21 protein-coding genes are annotated in these 21,114 nt (G+C 45.3%); 7 read left to right on the top strand and 14 right to left on the bottom strand.

Features of this window, described 5'->3' with window-relative positions; all coding sequences use genetic code 11:
* Positions 1 to 178 precede the first annotated feature (178 nt).
* The 3 genes from OA79_RS13310 (at position 179) to OA79_RS13300 (ending at position 4,203) form a co-directional block, all read left to right on the top strand.
* Positions 179 to 706: a sigma-70 family RNA polymerase sigma factor gene (locus OA79_RS13310; RefSeq protein ID WP_063333724.1), complete on the top strand. Its 528-nt coding sequence runs from the start codon at positions 179 to 181 to the stop codon at positions 704 to 706.
* The gene (locus OA79_RS13305; RefSeq protein WP_082825470.1) at positions 699 to 1,658 is read left to right on the top strand and encodes a FecR domain-containing protein; all 960 of its coding nucleotides are present in this window, start codon (positions 699 to 701) and stop codon (positions 1,656 to 1,658) included. Before OA79_RS13310 ends, OA79_RS13305 begins: the two co-directional genes overlap by 8 nt.
* A gap of 130 nt (positions 1,659 to 1,788) precedes the next feature.
* On the top strand, positions 1,789 to 4,203 hold the full coding sequence (locus OA79_RS13300; RefSeq protein WP_063333722.1) for a TonB-dependent receptor: 2,415 nt from the start codon (positions 1,789 to 1,791) through the stop codon (positions 4,201 to 4,203).
* A 37-nt stretch (positions 4,204 to 4,240) separates the two neighbouring features.
* Here the strand turns inward: OA79_RS13300 and OA79_RS13295 are convergent, their stop codons facing one another.
* The 12 genes from OA79_RS13295 to OA79_RS13240 all read right to left on the bottom strand — a co-directional run bounded on the left by OA79_RS13295 (position 4,241) and on the right by OA79_RS13240 (position 16,865).
* A complete protein-coding gene (locus tag OA79_RS13295; protein WP_063333721.1) occupies positions 4,241 to 5,029 on the bottom strand; it encodes an IucA/IucC family C-terminal-domain containing protein in 789 nt (262 codons plus the stop codon).
* Positions 5,022 to 5,897, bottom strand: a complete 876-nt coding sequence (locus OA79_RS13290; RefSeq protein WP_082825469.1) for an ABC transporter ATP-binding protein — start codon at positions 5,895 to 5,897, stop codon at positions 5,022 to 5,024. Before OA79_RS13290 ends, OA79_RS13295 begins: the two co-directional genes overlap by 8 nt.
* A gap of 30 nt (positions 5,898 to 5,927) precedes the next feature.
* Complete coding sequence (locus OA79_RS13285) at positions 5,928 to 6,959, bottom strand: FecCD family ABC transporter permease (protein WP_063333720.1); 1,032 nt, start codon at positions 6,957 to 6,959, stop codon at positions 5,928 to 5,930.
* Positions 6,952 to 7,962 (bottom strand): FecCD family ABC transporter permease, encoded by a 1,011-nt coding sequence (locus OA79_RS13280; RefSeq protein WP_063333719.1) that lies wholly within the window; start codon positions 7,960 to 7,962, stop codon positions 6,952 to 6,954. Before OA79_RS13280 ends, OA79_RS13285 begins: the two co-directional genes overlap by 8 nt.
* A 7-nt stretch (positions 7,963 to 7,969) precedes the next feature.
* Positions 7,970 to 8,914 carry an ABC transporter substrate-binding protein gene (locus tag OA79_RS13275; RefSeq protein WP_063333718.1) on the bottom strand — a complete coding sequence of 315 codons (945 nt, stop codon included), beginning with the start codon at positions 8,912 to 8,914 and terminating at the stop codon, positions 7,970 to 7,972.
* Positions 8,915 to 9,224: 310 nt separating this feature from the next.
* Positions 9,225 to 9,593, bottom strand: a complete 369-nt coding sequence (locus OA79_RS13270; RefSeq protein WP_063333717.1) for an AraC family ligand binding domain-containing protein — start codon at positions 9,591 to 9,593, stop codon at positions 9,225 to 9,227.
* Positions 9,594 to 9,627: 34 nt separating this feature from the next.
* A complete protein-coding gene (locus OA79_RS13265) occupies positions 9,628 to 10,860 on the bottom strand; it encodes an allantoate amidohydrolase (protein WP_063333716.1) in 1,233 nt (410 codons plus the stop codon).
* Positions 10,853 to 12,091, bottom strand: coding sequence for a pyridoxal-phosphate-dependent aminotransferase family protein (locus OA79_RS13260; protein ID WP_231908871.1), 1,239 nt, complete (start codon positions 12,089 to 12,091; stop codon positions 10,853 to 10,855). Before OA79_RS13260 ends, OA79_RS13265 begins: the two co-directional genes overlap by 8 nt.
* A gap of 6 nt (positions 12,092 to 12,097) precedes the next feature.
* On the bottom strand, positions 12,098 to 12,916 hold the full coding sequence (locus OA79_RS13255; protein WP_063333714.1) for a sulfite exporter TauE/SafE family protein: 819 nt from the start codon (positions 12,914 to 12,916) through the stop codon (positions 12,098 to 12,100).
* A 244-nt stretch (positions 12,917 to 13,160) separates the two neighbouring features.
* Positions 13,161 to 14,738 (bottom strand): gamma-glutamyltransferase family protein, encoded by a 1,578-nt coding sequence (locus OA79_RS13250; protein ID WP_063333713.1) that lies wholly within the window; start codon positions 14,736 to 14,738, stop codon positions 13,161 to 13,163.
* A 5-nt stretch (positions 14,739 to 14,743) separates the two neighbouring features.
* Complete coding sequence (locus OA79_RS13245; RefSeq protein WP_063333712.1) at positions 14,744 to 15,946, bottom strand: amidase; 1,203 nt, start codon at positions 15,944 to 15,946, stop codon at positions 14,744 to 14,746.
* A 100-nt stretch (positions 15,947 to 16,046) separates the two neighbouring features.
* The gene (locus OA79_RS13240; RefSeq protein ID WP_063333711.1) at positions 16,047 to 16,865 is read right to left on the bottom strand and encodes a MurR/RpiR family transcriptional regulator; all 819 of its coding nucleotides are present in this window, start codon (positions 16,863 to 16,865) and stop codon (positions 16,047 to 16,049) included.
* Positions 16,866 to 17,188: 323 nt separating this feature from the next.
* Here OA79_RS13240 and OA79_RS13235 point away from each other — a divergent pair, with 323 nt between their 5' ends.
* From OA79_RS13235 to OA79_RS13220, 4 genes are read left to right on the top strand one after another with little or no spacing between them, the layout of a single operon-like run.
* Positions 17,189 to 17,980, top strand: a complete 792-nt coding sequence (locus OA79_RS13235) for a transporter substrate-binding domain-containing protein (protein WP_063333710.1) — start codon at positions 17,189 to 17,191, stop codon at positions 17,978 to 17,980.
* 9 nt (positions 17,981 to 17,989) lie between these two features.
* Positions 17,990 to 18,652: an amino acid ABC transporter permease gene (locus OA79_RS13230; protein WP_063333709.1), complete on the top strand. Its 663-nt coding sequence runs from the start codon at positions 17,990 to 17,992 to the stop codon at positions 18,650 to 18,652.
* Entirely contained in the window at positions 18,649 to 19,299 is a 651-nt protein-coding gene (locus tag OA79_RS13225; protein WP_063333708.1) for an amino acid ABC transporter permease, read from the top strand. Before OA79_RS13230 ends, OA79_RS13225 begins: the two co-directional genes overlap by 4 nt.
* Positions 19,286 to 20,014: an amino acid ABC transporter ATP-binding protein gene (locus tag OA79_RS13220; protein ID WP_063333707.1), complete on the top strand. Its 729-nt coding sequence runs from the start codon at positions 19,286 to 19,288 to the stop codon at positions 20,012 to 20,014. Before OA79_RS13225 ends, OA79_RS13220 begins: the two co-directional genes overlap by 14 nt.
* Positions 20,015 to 20,154: 140 nt before the next feature.
* Here the strand turns inward: OA79_RS13220 and OA79_RS13215 are convergent, their stop codons facing one another.
* On the bottom strand, positions 20,155 to 20,649 hold the full coding sequence (locus OA79_RS13215; protein ID WP_063333706.1) for a GNAT family N-acetyltransferase: 495 nt from the start codon (positions 20,647 to 20,649) through the stop codon (positions 20,155 to 20,157).
* Between the two features lie 176 nt (positions 20,650 to 20,825).
* Positions 20,826 to 21,077 (bottom strand): type II toxin-antitoxin system RelE/ParE family toxin, encoded by a 252-nt coding sequence (locus OA79_RS18615; RefSeq protein WP_082825468.1) that lies wholly within the window; start codon positions 21,075 to 21,077, stop codon positions 20,826 to 20,828.
* Positions 21,078 to 21,114 lie beyond the last annotated feature (37 nt).

Below are 21,114 nucleotides of genomic sequence, written 5' to 3'. Positions count from 1 at the left end.
TCTGAGTCTATCCACACAAATGAATTAAACAAAAACGCCTTTGTAAAAATTCCAGCAAAGGTGTTTTCTCCCTTCCTGCATGGCAAAAAATGCTCTCTCCGCACTTTATATTGACAAAAAATCCATAAAGCACTCTAATAATAGTAATTATCATTTACACTCCAAAAGGAGACATTTCATGCCGCACAATCCGACCCCAAACGTGCAACATGATGTAATGCATTCTCTGTATATGAATCACCACAATTGGTTATATACATGGATACGTCGACGTTTGGATAATCAATTTGATGCGGCAGATTTAACTCAAGATACATTTTTACGTATTTACGCTAAACAAAATGCTGACACAATCAATGAACCTAAAGCGTATTTGACAACAATCGCAAAAGGCCTTGTAAGTCATTTTTATAGACGTAAATCATTAGAACAAACCTATCTAGAGTATCTGGCAAAACAGCCAGAAAGTTTGGCCCCTTCAACCGAAAGCCAATTCATTATTTTACAAACTTTAGAAGAAATAGATTCATTGCTTAACACCCTCCCAAGCCATGTCAAAGACGTCTTTTTAATGTCGCAGCTAGAGGGAAAAAAATATCAACACATCGCTGATGAGATGACCCTGTCCCTCGCCACAGTGAAGCGGTATATGAAGCAAGCTTATGTTCATTGTTTTACGTTGATGGAGAACGATTTTTTTGAATAAAATATCAAAAAAAAGCCTGCAAGAAGCCGCAGAATGGCTTGTTAAGCAACAAGAAAAACCATTAACTCCTGTCGAGCAAACACAATTAGAGCACTGGCAACAGTCTTCCGATAACAATCGTTTTGCTTGGCAACGCGCTCAGCGTTTTATCAATCAAGTCGACACACTGCCAAAAGATATCGCTTACGCTGTGTTAAACCGTCCTGATGATAAAGAACGTCGTTTAAACATCGGAAAACTAGCACTACTATTAGCCACAGGCCCTATTGCTTGGGGAGCTTATAAAACAGTAGAAAGCCAACACTGGCGAGCAGATTACCGAACGGCCAAAGGCCAAATGAAACAGGTTACCTTACCCGATGGTACTCAGGTAACTCTCAACACAGCCACGGCTTTCGATGCTTTTTTTGATGGTAAAGAACGTTTATTAGCCTTGCGAGAAGGTGAAATTCAACTTCATGTTGCCAAAGCTACGTCTCAGGATTTCAGGCCATTCATTGTCTCAACCCAAGAAGCATTTTTATCTCCCTTAGAGGCCAATTTTACCGTTCGACAATACCCTCATACTACTCGGCTCGGAGTGCTTGAAGGTCGTGTCGAGGCCATGCCTAAATTTGCAGATCATAAGGAGAAAAACATCATTATAACTGGTCACCAAGCTGAACTATCAGACCATTCTCTTTTATCTCATGAGGTCTTGTCTACCGACACCATTTCTTGGCTAAATAACATGTTAGCTGTGCACAACATGCCGCTCCATCAGTTCATTCAAGAAGTCTCTCGGTATCATCGAGGACTCTTACGAGTCTCGCCGAAGATTGAAAACATAGAAATATCTGGTGCATTTCCTATTACCGATATCAACGTCATACTCAACATGCTATCGAATACATATCCTATTAATATAAATAATCATTTAGGAAACTATTGGATCACACTCGAAGCCGTATAACGTGTGAACTACTGTCTCTAAGAACCAAGAAAACAAACTTATTCTTATTTTTCTGACACCTTTTTCCTTTTCAAGTGGCTTATTAGTTAGACAAATAATAAGCATGATAACTTTCAAAAAGGAGGTAGCTGTGTCTGCCCATAAAAATCTACTATCAAAAACACGACGCCACTCAGCCATTCGTAATGTGCTGACCTGTAGTGCCTTGCTATTCACCGCTAGTGTGAGTTCATTGTCATTCGCGGAAGACAGTACAAACCAGAGCAATCAACAGCGACTTCAAATAGAAGCTGGCGATCTCGGAACAACGCTCACGGCGTTTGCCGCACGCCACAACATCGCTCTATCGTTTAATCCGACACTCACTCAAAACCTTAAAACTGGTGGCTTATCTGGTCATACCACGCCAATCGACCTAATAGAACAACTGCTGTCCACCACCAATCTCATGATAAAGTCGAATCAAGATGGCACTTACAGTCTGATAGATCGTCATCAATACCACTCTGATACGAAATCCATTAATCTGAACCCATTAATTATTCAAACCAGTCGATCGAATACCAAGCAAGATGACAGTCCTCAGGTGATCACAGTTATTACACAGCAACAAATAGAGGAACAGCTTGCTATTAGTACCGATAGCTCTCAGGCGCTCTCTAATCTTCTACCAGCTTACGCACCGAACACACAGAAATTAAACAACAGTAGCCAGACATTCCGCGGCCGTTCCGTTTTATACATGATAGATGGCGTGCCACAATCCAACCCTATTCGAGAAGGCAGTCGTTCAGCCCATACCATTGACCTATCCATGGTAGAGCGCATTGAAGTCATTCATGGCGCTACGGCCGTCCATGGCTTAGGTGCGACCGGCGGCATCATCAATTTTATTACAAAATCCAATCGTTCAAACGAACTAAAACAACATGTAGACGTGCAACTGACAACGCCTACAGATGAATTAAAAAGTGACTCTCTGGCTTATAAAATTGGTTATCAAGTAGAAGGTGCTCAAGATGATTTTGATTTCCTTGTAGGATTAACCAACGAAGTACAGGGCATTTATCTTGATGTCGACGGCAACTATGTTGGTTCTGACTCTACTCGTGGCGATACGATGGATTCAAAAAGTTACGATGCTTTCGTCAAGCTTGGTTACTGGCTAACCGATGATAAAAGGCTGGAACTTGAAGTTAACAAGTACCGATTAAAAGGACAAATGAACTTCACTGGTGTGGACGGAGACAGATCAAACGGCGTTCCAACCAGCTCAATCAAAAGCACTCCAAGAGGTCTGGCACCTTACAATGATGTTCAAACCACTAGTCTTGCTTATACCGATAGCGACCTTGATGGTATGGAGCTTAAAGCACAAGTTTTCCACCAAGATTTTGAAGGCCGTTATGGCGCAACAAACTCCGGAAGTTTTCAAGACACGAGCATTGCACCAAGTGGCACCCTTTACGACCAAAGCCAAAACCAATCTGAAAAAATTGGGACGAAATTTAGCCTGACCAAAGATGACCTTTTAAATAATGACCTAAGCGTCACAGCAGGCTTAGACTTGTTACAAGACAAAACAAGTCAGAAACTAATATTAACTAGTCGCACCTATGTTCCTGAAACGGAATACACAAATTACGCTCCGTTCGTACAACTTGAATACCAACCAACTGATCGCTTAGTTCTACAAGCAGGAGCCCGTAATGAACACGCTAAGTTAGACGTTGACACTTACCAAACAGTTGCGGCGAATAATAATGTGACAGTTAATGGTGGCAAGCCGAGCTTTAGTGACACGGTTTACAACGCTGGTGCGGTTTTTAAGATCAAACCTGCTGTCAGTGTATTTGCCAACTACTCCGAGGGATTTGGTATGCCTGATGTCGGGCGCATATTACGCACAGTTAAGGGAGCCAACTATGATGTGGACACACTAATTGACCTCTATCCGGTTGTAACTACCAATTATGAAGTAGGATTCCGTGTTAATAAAAATACATACAATTTTGAGGTCAGCGCATACCAGTCTAATACAGACTTAGATAGCAATGTTGTTAGGCAGGGCGACATATATGTTACTAAACGAAGAAAGACAGAAGCTCATGGTTTAGAAGCTTCTTTTGGCATCCAATTCAACAAAGCCCACAAACTACAAACAAGTTATTCTTATGTTCAGGGTAAGTATGACAGTAACAACGACGGGAAAGTGGATACAAAACAAACTGGTGCAAACATTTCACCTAACCGCTTAGTGACATCATGGAATGCTCGTTGGAATGACAAGCTATCCTCTTTACTGCAAATAAACCACGCCTTTGACAGAAGCTTCGATGATGACGAGCTAGAGTTTGATGGCTACACCCTAGTCGACGCATCCGTTGGTTACAAACTTCCTGTGGGTAAAATGAGTATAGCGGTCGCCAACCTATTTAACGAAGATTACTTTACTTACTATTCTCAAAGTTCTGTCAAACAGGATGACCTTTACTTTAAAGGCCGTGGGCGCACAATTACCCTAGCATACGGTTTGGACTTTTAATTCACACCCTCAAGCTTAAGCCTCCAAGATAGGAGGCTTAACGCTTCTTCAAAAGCAAAGGACAAGCGCCACAATAAACCGCTGGATCAGTTGCCAAATAGTAGTAACAACAAGTACGTCTTACTCGAATCGGTTTATCGGATACATCCGTTTGTTGTTTTTTTCGATAAAACACCGTTAATGGGTTTTCTGACAGCCCAAACACCTCGGTCGAATTCCGATCTAATAGGTAAGCAAAATCGGCCTGAGCTTGAATCATTTGAGCATCTGGGATATTCGGTAAAATACGTTGTTCATAAATACTAAACACTCGCACTGCAACATTTTCCCAGAGAATTCGTCGCGATACTTTAGTCAAGCGATAGAAGTGTTCAACTAGTAAGGTTAGATGCCCAGCAAATACTTTATGCAAGATCTCATCTCGCCAAACATCTCGACCCTCTTTATCCGAGCCGTTCCAAATAGACACCGACGTATCTTTTAATGGCATCTTAGATTGCCATATTCTATTTTCTAACGAATATTCAAAGACACTATTTTCTAACGAGCCATCAAGGCCCTTATTAAAGCCCGACATTGCATATAAAACAGGCGCAAGAGTGAGAAACGCTATGCGTTTTATTACTAATGACGCCGTCACTTTAAGATTCGGCGCACCGAGTTCCGGCATGATTTTTTGTAGTGTGTCTAAACACAAGTCATCATTCAATAACGAACTTGACGCTATGGCAAGTGCCTCATCTTGTTGAAAACACTTGAGCCCAAATGCCGCCAACACCTCCCATTCTTCATGAAGCAGTGCATGCTTAAATGCTTGATCAAACATGCTCAGCGGCCTGAGACTTGACCTTGCGTCCTTTTCCATAAGGAATGCACATTGGCGTACCAAATAGCGGATCAGCGCTGATATGACATTCCATATCAAACACAGACTTCACCATATCATGATCTAAAATAGCCTCTGGTGCGCCCTGGCAAAACACCGCGCCATCTTTAATCGCAATCATTTTATGAGCGTAACGAGCGGCCAGATTCAGATCATGCAACACCATTAAAATGGTAGTCTGATGGGTCATGTTAAGCTCAAACAATAAGTCTAGGATCTCTATTTGATGGGTTAAATCCAAATAGGTCGTTGGCTCATCCAATAACAAAATATCGGTATCTTGCGCCAACGCCATGGCAATCCAAGCTCGTTGTCGCTGCCCACCTGATAAAGCATCAATAGAACGATGAGTAAACTCGGTCATGTTGGTGTCTTGCAAGGCTTTACGAACTAAACGCTCATCGTCTTCCGTCCAACTTTGTAGCCAATTTTGATGAGGATAACGACCTTGACGTACTAACTGCTCGACCGTCAAACCTTCTGGTGCAACAGGACCTTGAGGAAGAATCGCCAGTTTGCGAGCCACCTCTTTACCAGACAATGAATGAATGTCTGCGCCATTCAGTAGGATTTGCCCAGCCGAAGGCTTCAGCAGACGAGCAAACGACTTAAGCAAGGTAGATTTACCACAGCCATTCCCCCCCACCAGCACTGTAATTTGGTTAGGTTCAATGGCCAAATCCATAGATTTAATAATGGTTTTTTTCTCATAACCTAAAGACAGCGCCACACTTTCTAATGGGTTGCTTTGCCCTAAGTGACTATTTCCTAAATTACGGTCTAATAAATGGTTTTCAGACAAACTCATCGTTAAAACATCCCAATATGACAAACCGACTTAGAAACGCTGCCGATAGAGTAAATAAATAAAGAATGGTGCACCAATCGCCGACACAAACACCCCAGCAGGAATATCCAAAGGCTGAAATAACAAGCGACCGAAAAGATCGGCTAGCATCACCAAGCAAGCACCAACCAATGCCGAGGTTGGCAATAAAAGCGCAAAGCTGCGTGCAACAAGACGTCGGGCAATGTGTGGGGCAATCAAGCCAACAAAACCCACCGCACCAGCATAAGCAATCGCCGGTGCCGCCATAATCACACTCAAAAATAACAAGGCCAAACGCAACCGCTGAACCGATATACCCAGTCCTGTCGCCAGCTGATCACCTAATTCTTGGGTATTGACACGACGCGCCAAATAAAACGCCAACGGCCAAGAAATCAACAACCATGGCAGTAACGCTTTCACCTCAACCCAACTCGCGCCATACACACTGCCCGTTAGCCAAATATACGCCGTAATACTGGTAGAGAGCGGGCTTGCAGCAATCACAAAGGTCGTCACCGCACCCATCGCCGAAGAAATACCGATACCGACCAACACCAAGCGCATTGGCGTCACGCCACTATTCCAAGCGAGGACATAAATTAACAAAGCCGCCAGCAAAGCGCCCACGATGGCAAAAAGAGGCAACCAGACCATACCCATTGCTGTCGCGAAAAAAGAGAGGAAGCACACCGCCGCCGCCGAAGCGCCACCAGTAATACCAATAATGTCAGGTGACGCCAGCGGGTTACGTATCATGGATTGCAGTACCAACCCAGACGACGCCAATGCAGCACCCACCATAGCGGCCATCAAAATTCGCGGTAAACGCAATGTCTCGACAACAAACTGCGAAGCTTGATCGGCATGACCAAGTAACGTCTGAAGCACCTGCGGTAAAGCAATAAACTCCTCGCCTAAACACAAAGAAAGTAAAATAATCGTGAGCAAAACAGCAAGGAGAGCGAGCATTGCCCACACGGAACGAATGGGGGTTGAAAATGAAACTAAACGATGGCGAACGCTGAAAAACTTACTCACGTTTGCCTCCTTTACGAGCCAAATAAATAAAGAAGGGCGCGCCCAAGATCGCCGTTGTCACACCAATGGGCACTTCTTCAGGCATAATCACAAAACGACTGATCACATCGGCACACAACAACAAAATTGCCCCCCACAGCGCACTCAACGGTATTAGCCACTTATGATCATAACCTACCAAGGAACGCACCATATGCGGCACCATCAAACCGATAAAACCAATACTGCCACCCAGCGCAACCGAACCACCCGCCAGACCAATAATCAGCAAACTCAGTACCACCTTGATCAGCACTGTGTTCTGGCCTAATCCTTTCGCGATATCGTCACCGGACAACAAAATATTGATCTGTGGTGCTGCCAGCATCGACAACACGATGCCAACAACAAAAGCGGGCACTAATGGCATCACCATAGATAAATCACGACCGGATACGGAACCCGCCACCCAAAACAAAACACTGTCTAAACCTTCTTGCCCAATCACTAAAATGCCTTGAGTAAAGGCCATAAACAACGCCGAGATCGCCGCGCCAGACAACACAATACGCACTGGAGATAAACCATCTTTTCCTAAACTCCCCAGGCCATACACCAAGGCTCCAGCAACAGCAGCGCCAACAAACGCCAACCAAAGAAAAGTATTCAAAGAAGTAACGGAAAAGAAAGTAGAGAACAAAACGATGGAGAACACAGCGCCTGCGTTGACGCCAAAAATAGACGGTGAAGCCAGCGGATTGCGCGTTAAGGCTTGCATCAGCACACCAGAAACAGCTAACGCCGAGCCAACCAAACAGGCGACAAGCGCTCGAGATAAACGAGTGGTACGAATAATAACGTGGTCAATGGATTGAGGGTCAAATGCCCAAAATGCCGTCCAGACAGATTTGCTTGAAATAACATATTGCCCATAAGCAATGCTCCCCAACAAAGAAAGCATCAGACATAAAACAGACAGAGCAAGAATGCTCCATTTAACAGTGTGGCGGCTGTGTAAGTGCATAAATGCTCTAATGATTGACCTGAGGTAATTGATAGATTTGGTACAGCTGGTCTAGTATTTTCTCAGCACCCAGAATCCCGCCAGACAACAGCCAAGCCACATTATCGACTTCATATACTTGCTTATTTTTAGGCGCCGTTAGCATTTTCCATAACGGATGCGCACGCCACGCATCATAATTTTGCCTCACGGCCGCATCGTTGGAATGTAAAATAATAAAAAAGACATCGGCATTCACACTCGGCAAGGCTTCTTTGGTTTTCAGCTTCACGCCCCAACCCGTTTTATTTGGCAACGGGAATTTAAAGCCGATCTCCTTCAGCACCACACCTGGATAACTTTGATTCAAATACAGGCGTAAGTGATCAGCGCGAATATTAAGAATCGCCGCGGTTAATGGCCAATTTACCTCATGCTTTTTAACTGCATTATGGAAATGAGTTATTCGCTGCTGAAAACCGTCCCAAACCAACCTGCCTTTCTTTTGTTTGTTCAGCGCCTCCGCGGTTAAATCCAGCGCGGTTTTAAAGTCATAAACATTCTCTGCCATCACTGTTGGCGCGATCTGCGACAACTGACTGTAGATTTTTTCGTGGCGAGACTTGGTACCAATTATTAAATCTGGCTTTAACGCCACGATCGCTTCAAGACTCGGTTGCGTTTCCAATCCCACATGAGCGACACCTTTCAAAGCATCTCGCAAATATTCATAGGTTGGCTGCTGAGCCCAAGAATCCACCACGCCAACAGGCGTCACACCCAACGCCACCACAGAATCGGTCGCCCCTTGAAACAAGGTTACTACTCGTGTCACATGAGTTGGAACATGAGTCGTACCCATAGCATGAACAATGACTTTGCTTCCCGTCGCTGACACTTGCTTAATTGGAAAGATTAACAAAGAGATGATAAAAATGGAGACAAAGAACGGCTTGATCCGATATAACTGCATGATGGGTAACTTCCCTTAATTTAAATGCCGTAACACTCAATTAAATACGATAATAGTTATCATCATTATAAACGTTTGCGGTTGCAAAATACCAATCATAGCTTGCTAATCAATGCCCAAAACCAAAAAGCATTTCGTTATTTTATCGCGTTTCCTGAAACCGATAAAAGTTTAGAAGCAGGCCTTGAATGGCTAACAGACATGACCGATAACACAAAGCGTTAACACTCAGTTAAAAAACAAATACCTGAATGAACAATCTTAGAATAAGCTTTCTATTCAGGCGGTTAACACAGCAGGTCTTTTAAAGTTACCCCAACACAACACGGTCAGGTAATGTCACGAAAATGGAATGGCGCACTTCATTAAACAACGCTTTACTGCAATGTCCTTCACCTTCGATGTCCTCAAGTAAAAGCACATCACCCGCACCGAACTGGCGAGTTTCTCCTGATGACACCATAAATTCACAGCGTCCTTTGATAATAAACAATAACTGACGTTGCGGCGCTGGATGCCATTTAAAATCATAGTCACTGGGGGTTTCACGAAAGATCATTTCACCTGCAGGAAAACGTTCAGATAAGAAGCCAATAGGACCTCCGTCTTTTAACGCAATGTCCAGTTCAGCAAATTCACTTTTACCATCAAGCTGATTAAATATTCTCGTGATCTTCATCTAATGTTCCTTAGCCAAGCCATATAGCGGTACTTTATAAAACAGGTAATGTTCGTAAGGTCTGATCTAACACCGCCAGACTCACCGCCACATCATCGGTATGGATGGCTTCAGCAGGGTGATGACTAATGCCTTTATCACAGCGCATAAATAGCATGGCCACAGGGCAAATATCCGCGATGGCCATGGCATCATGGCCCGCACCAGAGAACAAGGTATGAACCGGAATATTTTGTGTTTCGATAGCATTGCGTAGCACGCTTTGCAATTTGGCATCACAATGCACCGCGTCAGCAGCATGCGTCGCTTTACGCTCAATACGCACATTACGACGGGCCGCAATGGCGTCCAATTCCAACAAGATTTCATCGAGAGCGATGTCACGTTTGTCATCAAATTCGCTGCGAATATCAAGGGAAAATCCCGTGTTGCCAGAAATCACATTGACGCCATTAGGACGATTTTGAATACGACCAACCGTCGCGACAATACCATGAGTTTTAGCACTTTTTTCTATCGCTAAAACCATTTCACTGCTAGCACAAAGGGCATCTTGGCGCAGGTTCATTGGCACTGTGCCGGCGTGTCCAGCCATACCAATGATGTTAAATTCAAAGCGTTTTGCCCCAGCGATGGCACTCACCACACCGACGGGTAAGTCTAAGTCTTCTAGCACTGGTCCTTGCTCAATATGCAACTCAAGATAACCGAGCAAGTTATCCGTTGCGATGGTTGCATTAGGGATGCTTGCGAAGTCCGAGCCAAAGTCTTTCAGCGCTTGCGATAAACTGATGCCATCGCTGTCTTTCACCTCGGCCCAGCTTGCAGGCCATTGCCCAGTTAGAGCACGACTGCCAAGCAAGGTAGAGCTAAAGCGCGTGCCTTCTTCGTCACCGAAGCCCACCACATCAAGGTGAAACGGCAAACGAACGCCTACTTTTTTCATCGCAGCAATCAAGGTAACAGGCGTAATCACCCCCAACATGCCATCATATTGACCGCCGTTTGGCACCGTATCCAAATGGCTGCCCATGATAAAGCGTGGCGCATCAGGATCAGCGGCTTGCCAGCGTCCCCAAAGATTCCCCGCTTCATCCTGCCACGTTTGCATACCTGCGTCTTGCATCCAGCCGCCCACCAATCCATTGGCTTGTTTGTGCTCTTTAGTAAGATAGCGGCGGTCTAAACATTCATCTGATTGACTGATTCGCCCGAGCTCATCACAGCGCGCCATCACTTGTTGGGCGATCTTGTCGTAATCAATCATGATGCGTCTCCGTGGCGGCAGCGTACACCGCCATCGCGGCATCCACTCCAGCGCCTACCGGCAACGCCAGACCCGCACGACGCAAGGCCGTTTCTAAAGATTGCAAAGTATGTAATACTGCATCCTGACGGGCGTTATAGCCCATGGTACCGATGCGCCAGACTTTACCTTTCAACGGACCAAAACTGGTGCCGATCTCAATGTTGAATAAGTTCAATAAATCATGACGAACCTGCTCACCATTTACACTATCGGGAATGTATACGCCAACAACGTTGCTCATTTTGTGTTTCAAATCACCATAAGGCTTCAACCCCATGGCTTGTATGCCTTGCAACATTGCACTTCCAGCCACTTGATGACGTTTCAATACCGCATCCTGACCTTCACGAAGCAATTCAATGGCACACTGCCGAGAACCGAACAACATAGTCGCCGCTTCGGTATGATGGTTTAGACGCTCTTCCCCCCAATAATCCATGATCATGGGCAAATCGAAATAGTTCGAGCGAATGCGCATGCCTGATGAACCTTGATGATGCGCATCACGAATGCCCGCTTCCACATGATGACGCTTACGCACCACATCAACAAAGCGGTCACTCATGGAAATGGGTGCACTACCAGATGGCCCACCCAAACACTTTTGCAAGCCTACCGATACTGCATCCACCTGCCAAATATCGGTTTCAAATGGGTTACCTGCGATGGACGCTGTTGCGTCTGTATAAAACAACACATCGTGAGCTCGGCAAATTGCCCCAAGCTCTTCCAGAGGCTGCAACATGGTCGTGGAAGTATCGCCTTGTACTATCGCCAATAATTTTGGCTGTACTTTTTTAATCGCGTCTTCAATTTGCTGCGGATCAAAGACTTCACCCCAAGGCACTTCGATAGTATGAACTTCAGCATCGGCGCGTTCTGCAATCTCAGCCAACAAATGACCAAAACGACCAAAGATAGGAATCAGCACCTTGTCGCCTGGTTCAAGACAGGACACCAAAGCCGCCTCGATGCCAGCTCGGGACGTGCCATCAATCAGGAAAGTCTGTTGGTTTTGAGTCTTAAATACCTGACGATATAACCCCATGACTTCATTCATGTAACTGGTCATCGTCGGATCGTACTGACCAACTAACTGAGTCGACATGGCTGACAAAACTTGCGGATAACAATTAATCGGACCTGGGCCCATCAACAATCGAGGAGGAAGCGTTAAAGGTTGCATCATAAACTCCTAAGCGAAAACCTGATACAGCATCTTCATGCCAGTGATGATCAAAACGACCGCGAAGACCTTCTTCAATTTCGCGGCATCCAAACGATGCGCCAAACCCGCCCCCACGGGTGCAAACAAGACAGTAAGAGGAATAATGCACGCCGCACCGATCAGATTCACTAATCCCACCGTACCGTAAGGCGAATCCACTGGTGTTTGACCAAAGATCAACATGGTCAACGCCGCAGGTAACGAAATGATCAAGCCAACAGCCGCCGCCGTACCAACCGCACGGTGAGCTGGGTAATTACAAAAGGTCAACATGGGAACAGTTAACGTACCACCACCAATCCCAACCATTGAACTAAAGAATCCCACACACGTTGCCATTACACTTTGCCCAGCCGTGCCCGGCAAAGACGGAAATAAGCTGTCTTTTTTGCCCAACAACATGTTCAACGCCGACAAGGTAGCAATCACACCAAATAACAAGGTTAACCATTCGCCTTCAACGCGAGTCACCAAGAAGCTGCCAATCATGACCCCGACAAAGATAAAGAAACCCCAACGCTTTAACAGGTCAAAATCCACATTGCCTTTGGCTTTATGAGCTCGAATAGAACTGATGGAAGTCGGGATAATGGTCGCCAAAGACGTCGCCGTGGCCACTAACATGGCCGTATCAGCACTGACCCCTAAGCCTTGATACAAAAAGAACAACACAGGCACGATGACAATACCGCCACCAACACCTAATAAACCCGCTAGAATTCCACCCACCACACCAGTGGCCATCATGGCGAGAATCATGGAATAGTTTTCCATTATGAATGACATGTTTCTGTTTTCTCCTAAGTGAGATGATTACTAAATAAAAGTGTGACTAAATACCAAGTATTACCCGTGGTGCATTTGCATGACAAAACGAATATAAACGCTCGAACTTCTTAACCCCCTCCCTAACCCTCCGCTTAAATAAGGGGAGGGTTAGGGAACGGCCTCAGTAAAAGGCTACTCCCCCAGCCTCTCCCTTACTAAGGAGAGGCTGGGAGGGGGTTATAAGGGTTCAAAAGTATTATTGTTAATTAAAACCACTAACAATGGCCAAGCCATCGCTTCGAGGATCTGTCGCTGCTTCGGTGTGACCGTCTTGATGAAGCACAACCGCGCCAGCGTGACCCATTAATTCATTGCACGCGTCTACGATCACCAAATCATGACCTCGTTGCTGTAACGCGTCTGCCGCCACCTCCGCAAAATCACGCTCTACTTTTAAATTATGGCTTTCGTCGCCCCAAGTACGACCCAATAACCAACGTCCTGCACTGATAGCCTGATCCAAAGGTTGGTGATGGTAAACATAACGGCTGAATAACGCCGCTTGAGTCTGCGGTTGACCTTCTCCCCCCATGGTTCCGTAACTGATACGACGACCGTCTTTTAACTCAGCAAAAGCAGGATTCAAGGTATGAAATGGTTTTAATCCCGGTGCTAAGGCTTGCAAAGAGTCTGGTTCCAATGAAAACGACGAACCACGATTATTCCAGACAATGCCTGTCGATGGACTCACCACACCACTACCGAATTCCCAATACAAACTTTGAATATAACTCACCATGCGACCTTCGCTGTCACATGCGCCCATCCAAATGGTGTCGCCATGTTTGGCTTGATGCGGCCAAGGTTGTGCTTTCTCTAATTGAATTTTGTCTAACATGGCTGCAAGGGATTCTGGGCCCAGCAGACAGGACAAATCCGTCGGCAGCCGAGATCCATCCGTCACATTCTCATTGCGTGCGATAAAGGCTTGTTTCGTGGCTTCGATTAACAAGTGCGCCATGTCCGTTTCGTTATTGCCAAGGGTATGCAAACGGTCATACAAAGCCAAAATAAGCAACGAAGCAATGCCTTGCGTTGGCGCGGGTAAATTGTACAAAGTGCCTTGACTGGTCGTGACACTCAAAGGCATCACACGTTTGGCTTGGTATTGCTGAAAGTCTGCCAATCGTATTGGCGACCCTGCGGCCTCTAGATCTTTCGCCAACGCTTCAGCAACGCTTCCCTGATAGAAATCGTTTAGACCTCGTTCGGTCAATTTTTTTAATGTTTCAGCCAGCACTGGTAAGGTCAAAACGTCACCCGATTGATGCAATCCCTCCGCTTTCAGAAAAGTCGAGAAGCCTTGCACCGTCGCCAGATCAGCAAAGGTTTTTTGACCCGCAGCCAAATAACTGTCCGTTACTTCACTGCCGTTTTCAGCCCATTGAATGGCATTGTTCAACAGCTCAGACAACGGCATATTATCCTGCCACTCAGCACTAATTTTTAACGCTTCTTGCCAGCCAGCGACAGCACCCGCCATGGTCAAAGCCGCTTTACCGCCTCGACTTGGAATGGTTTCATCACCTTGATAAAAATCCAGATTCGCGGCTTGGGCAGAAATACCAGAAGCATCAATGGCGACCGGCTCTTTCCCTGGTTCACTGATGAGCCAAAAACCATCGCCGCCTAATCCATTCATATGTGGATAAACCACCGCGATGGTCGAAGCGGCAGCCACCATGGCTTCAATCGCCGTACCACCTTGCTCTAAAATGGCCTGTCCAGCCTGTGTGGCCTTAAAATGTGGCGCCGTAAACGCCATTTTATTTGTACTCATCTATCTCACTCCAACAGGCTCTTAGCAAACTTTATTAAGGCTAAATCACTGCCTTTTGGTCCCACTAGAGAAAGACCACAGGGCGCGCCCTCTAACTCACAAACAGGTAAATGCAATTGTGGTAACCCGGCCAATCCAGCAATGGCTGTTATGTCCATTAATTGATGACGATATTCGGCTAACGCCTCTTCGCTGGCAGAAAACAGTGGCGCCAACCCTGGTGTCGTTGGAATAATAAGCACCGACTCTGCTATTTCGTTTTCCAGCCAATTCGTAAATCGCTCTCTTTGCTGCTGGGCTGCGATCACATCGGCTTCAGAAATGGTTTTACACCAGTCAAAACGCAGTGCAATGTCTGGCGCAAAAACAGAGGATTTTTCAATGTCAGAACGCGTCTTCAGATGATCAATCCACTTGCCGTGTTCACGCCAAATTTCAGCACCCTGCAGCGTTCGAAATGTCTCGCTGGTTTTCCATGCTTTGGAGTCAATCACTAGGGAAGATTCTTTAGGTAAGCGGCCTTGTTCTCGCCATTTTGTCAGCTGTTCGTTTAGTGGTTTTTCGTGGGCAACTTGGTCGATTAAATTCTTGGCAATCAATACGTTATTAATATTTTTCTGGTGGTCGCTTTGAAGGAGAACACGAGCCGTTTTGTCTAACGTGTCTAGGTCTTTAGTGAGCCAGCCCACCGTATCAAAAGACGGCGCCAAAGCAACTAGATGATCTGCCGCAATCGCCCCATGGGTCGGACGTAAACCAAACAAGCCTTGATAACTGGCAGGAATACGAATCGATCCACCAGTATCGGTTCCCAAACCAATGTCAGCCAACCCCAAACTGACGGCCACAGCGGAGCCAGAAGTAGAACCTCCGGGCAGACGATTTGGTGTTACCGGATTCTCTGGCGTACCGTAGTGAATGTTTTGCCCGTTAAGACTGTAAGCCAACTCGTCAGTAATGGTTTTACCAACAAACTCGGCCCCATTTGTCATTAAAGTCGCCACACTAGAAGCCGTTGAATCTGGCGTAGGATGGGTCGCGAGCCAAGTAGGATTGCCTGCTGTTGTTGGCAAACCTTGCATATGAAACAAGTCTTTCACCGCCAACCTGAGCCCTGTTAATTGGCCTGATGTCGCACTTTTAAACGAATCAGACTGAACACTATGTGGCGGCGATAAAAATGGATTTTGTACAATGAAATGTTTCATAGCTCCCCCTTGTTAGAGTCTATGAAACATTCGTTTCAACACTTTGTCAACTGAAACAAAAGATCATTGGTGGTAAATTTAATAGACTGCCGCTTCGGTATTAGGGCTCAAGCTCATTGAGTGTTTCATACAAAGACGCAATCTCTTTCGTTTGTTTTCTCGCCTCATCCCCTAAGCAAGCATAAACCCGATTACACAACATCGAGATCAAACTCATGGGCGCGGCATAACTATCAAACGGGCTTTCATTCCCTAAGTGACACAACAGCACATGAGACACTTGCTGGTTATAAATTTGTCCGGTCGGATCGGTAATTAACACTGTTGAACGCCCCTCCAGTAAATCAACAATTTGTTTGAACTGGCGAGTACGACGACGAAAACCAAGCAGAACGATGACTTCGTCTTCCAGAATATCCTGTAAATCCTCTCCCAAGGTTTGTCCAGGCTGAGGCAACAAGCGAACGGAATGACGTACTTGCTGTAATTGCTGACGGAAGTGCAAAGCCAGAGGATAAGCATTGCGAAAGCCAATCAAGGTCACCCGACTGGCATTCGCTAAACTGGCACTGATGTCATTCAAGGTCTCAGGGCGCAAACCATCGAACGTCAGTGATAAGTTTTTTAGCTCTTGCTCCGTTTGATCCAATGAAGTGCCTTGGGTAAAAATCGGTACACCACTTTCACGCAAGGCAAGTTGCGCTTGCTTTGCACTCTGATGAGAGTCATACCCCAACTGACGAAAAAAGCGACTCACCGTGGCTTTTGATGTGTTGGTGTTGTCGGCTATCTCCGCTGACGTCTGGCTGACAATGGCCAATGGATGTTGCTGTAGGTAATTGGCAATGGCACGCGCTGACGAAGACAAACTCGGATAGTTCTTTTCGATCAGGGATAACACATCCTGTTTTGCTGTCACTTAGAAACCTCAATCTCACAAATATTGCACTAAGTTAATCGATTCTCGTTTAACTGCCAACCGAAAGCGGCGCTTTCTACATGACTGCACCAGAAAAGTTACAGACATTCTTCTCATGCACCATGGCGAAACACAAAAACCTCGTTTGCTCCCTCTGGTAACCAAGCAAGGCTTTTTCACTCTCCAAAGTCGATCAGCTTATAAAATGGTTAGTTTGTTACAGAATAGCAGACAATAGAAACTTTTGTTTCATATTGGCATGAGTGTTGCAAATTGTGTTTCAGGCATTCAATCAAATCCTAAATGAAAAAGGACCTCTCTCCATGAAACGCATTGTAAAACTATTGAGTAACACCCTTGTTGTCGCAGCTTGTTTCTCGGCGCTAAACGCGACGGCAGATGTGCTAGATGATATTAAAGAGCGCCAAACCATTCGAATTGCTGTGCCACAGGACTTCCCGCCTTTTGGTTCCATTGGTAAAGACCTACAACCACAGGGCATCGATGTCGACATGGCAAACTACATTGCCAAAGAAATGGGCGTCAAATTAAAAATTGTGCCGGTGACCAGTGCTAACCGCATTCCTTACCTGCAAACGAAAAAAGTCGACTTGGTCATTTCCAGCTTGGGCAAAAACCCAGAGCGTGAAAAAGCCATCGACTTCTCTACTCCTTACGCGCCTTTCTTCCTAGGAGTATTTGGTGATAAGAAGGTCATGGTCGACAGCATGAGCGATTTGGCCAACAAAACCGTTGGCGTGACTCGTGGTTCAGTCGAAGACTTAGAGCTGGAAAAAAATGCGCCTAAGTCCGTCAACGTACGTCGCTTCGAAGACAACAACACTACTCTAACCGCCTATTTATCTGGCCAAGTAAGTTTAATCGCGACCGGTAATCTGGTTGCAACGGAAATCGCTAAACGTCAACCAAACAAAGCGCCTGAAGCGAAATTCATGCTGAAAGATTCACCTTGCTACATTGGTATGGCGGAAGGGGAAGTGGCACTTCAAACTAAGGTCAATGAGTTGATTCAAAAAGCGCTGGCTTCTGGCGAGCTGAATGCCATTTCCATGAAATGGTTAAAAGCACCACTTCCTAAAGGCTTTGGCGCTTAAGGCTTCAACATGTTGCATTTTTCGGATCTCTTGCAATACACAGACGTGTTCTTCAGTGGTCTTATGACCACTGTGGAACTCACCCTACTCACCACGGTTTTAGGCATTGTTGTTGGCAGTAGTTGTGCGGCCATTCGACAATATGGCAATACCGTCAGCAAACGCATTGTGGCGGTTTACGTCGAGTTAATTCGTAACACGCCTTTTATTGTGCAGTTATTTTTCATCTTCTTCGGCTTACCGTCTCTCGGACTCAAACTGTCTCCTTGGCAAGCCAGTATGATCGCCCTCACCATTAACCTTGGCGCCTATAGCACGGAAATTATTCGTGCAGGTTTAAACAGCATTCCCAAAGGTCAAATTGAGGCCGCCAAGGTACTGGGTATGACATTTCGCCAAACCCTAACTCGTATTATTTTCACCCCAGCGTTTGAGAAAATTTACCCAGCACTCACCAGTCAATGCATTATCGTCATGCTCGGTTCTGCGGTGATTTCGCAAATTTCCGTTGAGGATCTAACTTACGCAGCCAACCTAGTTCAATCTCGAAATTTCCGAGCTTTTGAAAGCTATCTCGTGACAGCCTTCTTATACTTAGGACTGGCCATTGCGCTGCGCTTCCTCTTTAACCAAATTGGCAAACGACTGTTTGCGTATCGGGAGGCGAGATGATTCAGTTCTCCAATTACGACATCATCAGTAATTTACTGTATGCCACGCAATGGACAATATTGCTCTCTATTGCAGCCTTTATTGGTGGCACCAGCGTCGCCTTGTTACTGACCGCCGCTCGGCTCTCTCGTAATACTGCTCTGCAAAAATGTGTTCGCCTCTATGTGGAACTGTTCCAAGGCACACCTTTGCTAATGCAAATGTTTCTGTGTTTCTTTGGCTTATCCATGTTGGGGTATGAAATTTCTGCTTGGAGTGCGGCGATTCTCTCACTGACCCTCTTTACCAGTGCCTTTTTGGTGGAAATCTGGCGAGGTTGCATCGATACCTTACCCAAAGGCCAATGGGAAGCCAGCCGTTGCTTAGGGCTCAGTTTTCTACAAACCTTGCGTCATATTATTTTACCGCAAGCCATTCGCGTGGCGGTTGCACCGACCGTAGGTTTTTCCGTGCAAGTCATTAAAGGCACAGCTCTGGCTTCGATCATTGGTTTTGTCGAATTGACTAAAGTCGGCACCATGCTGAATAACGCCACCTTTGAACCCTTCAAAGTTTTCGCTCTGGTTGCGCTTATCTACTTTGTACTGTGCTACCCACTATCTTTGTACAGCAAGTATTTGGAGAAAAAATTCCATGTCTCTCGTTAACTTACATCAAGTCCATAAATACTATGGCGATCATCATGTACTCAAAGGCATTGATCTTGACATCAAAGCGGGTGAAGTGGTGTCGATCATCGGCAAAAGTGGTTCTGGAAAAAGTACCCTACTGCGCTGCATTAATGGTTTGGAAGAGTACCAACAAGGTGGCATCACGGTTGACGGTAAAGAGGTGACTACCGAAGACATTCAGGTTCGTCGTCTTGCCCTTAGCGTCGGTATGATCTTCCAAAACTTCAACCTATTTCCACACATGACGGTGGGCGAAAACGTCATGCTTGCGCCGACTATTGTGTTGAAGAAAAGCAAAGCTGAGGCCGAAGCAACGGCTAGAGCTATGCTGGAAAAAGTGGGGCTCGCAGAGAAATTCGACAGCTTCCCAGAAAAGCTTTCTGGCGGTCAACAGCAACGTGTCGCCATCGCCCGTGCCTTGGCCATGTCACCCAAGGTATTGCTGTGTGACGAAATCACCTCAGCACTCGATCCAGAATTGGTTGGTGAAGTATTAAAAGTACTCGAACAACTGGCGAAAGAAGGCATCACCTTGGTTCTAGTTACTCATGAAATGAACTTCGCCCGCGACGTCGGCAGCCGAGTCGTGTTCATGCACCAAGGCAAAGTCTGGGAACAAGGCGATTCGAAAACCCTCTTGTCCAACCCTCAGACTGATGAACTGAAACAATTTATCGGGGCCGTGCTTTAGTGGTTCGGGAATGCCGTGCTTTAGTGGTTCGGGAATTAAGAATGGAATACAGCCAGCGTATCGTGACGACAATTTCGTGATACGTTGACTGTGGTTTTAAACCTTTGATTGTCTTTAATAAATCCAAAAGCATTCAGAAATCATAATTTTTTCTGTAACCAAATAGCACTAATGAATTTATCATTCTTTAACCCATACTCATCAAATATACCCACTTGTTTGAAGTTGAATTTTTTATGGAAAGACACAGAGACGTCATTCGGTAACGCAATTCCCGCAATGGCACGATGTAAATCAAACGCGTCCAACGATTCAAATAAATGCTTATAGAGCAGAGAACCGACACCTGATGAAGTTGACTTGGGGGAAATGTAAACACTTACTTCGATCGTTTTATCATAAGCCGATTCAGGTCGGTATGGCTGTGAGCAACAAAACCCTAAAAGTTCATTATTTTCCACCGCTACAAACATTTGATGTGGTGTTTGTTGACCGAATTTTGCAAGCCATATTTTTCTACTCTCAAGTGAAATAGGCTCTGACTCAAAATAACGAGCATCGGTATTAACAATATAGTGATTAAGGATTTCCGTTATTTCACTAAAATCACTCTCATTAGCATGACGTACATCCATACTACTTCCTTCTCTCTTTAAGCTAATTCAACAATGCCTATCACTTTATATACTCAGAACCACCCCGTCCAACCCACAGACAGCTGAACTAAAACAATTTATAGGCAGAGTTACAGGGACAAAAAAGTACATAGGAAAACAATAATTTAAAAAATCGAACCCAAACTACTCTATTATCAAAAGTGTTGGATTGGGTCTTGTCTCTCATGCAAGACACGTAATATTTGCAGCGTTTGCTCTGTAATAAGATAAAAAATGATGTGGTGACCAACAAGAACTATTCGAGTATCTCCTAGCAAATCAGGTCTTTCACGACCAATTTTGGGGTTATCAGACAATGCAACTAATTGAGCTTTAATATTCGAAAGATAAAGTTCAGCTCGATGAGCACCCCATTCGGATACGCTGTACTGATAAATATTTTCCAAATCCTGTTAGGCGATTGTTGATATGTCTAATGCGAAT

The organism is Marinomonas sp. TW1, assembly GCF_001625355.1.
In the GTDB taxonomy this organism is placed as follows: Bacteria; Pseudomonadota; Gammaproteobacteria; order Pseudomonadales; family Marinomonadaceae; genus Marinomonas.
Note: the sequence above shows the minus strand (reverse complement) of the source record. Positions and strands in the feature narration are given on the sequence as shown.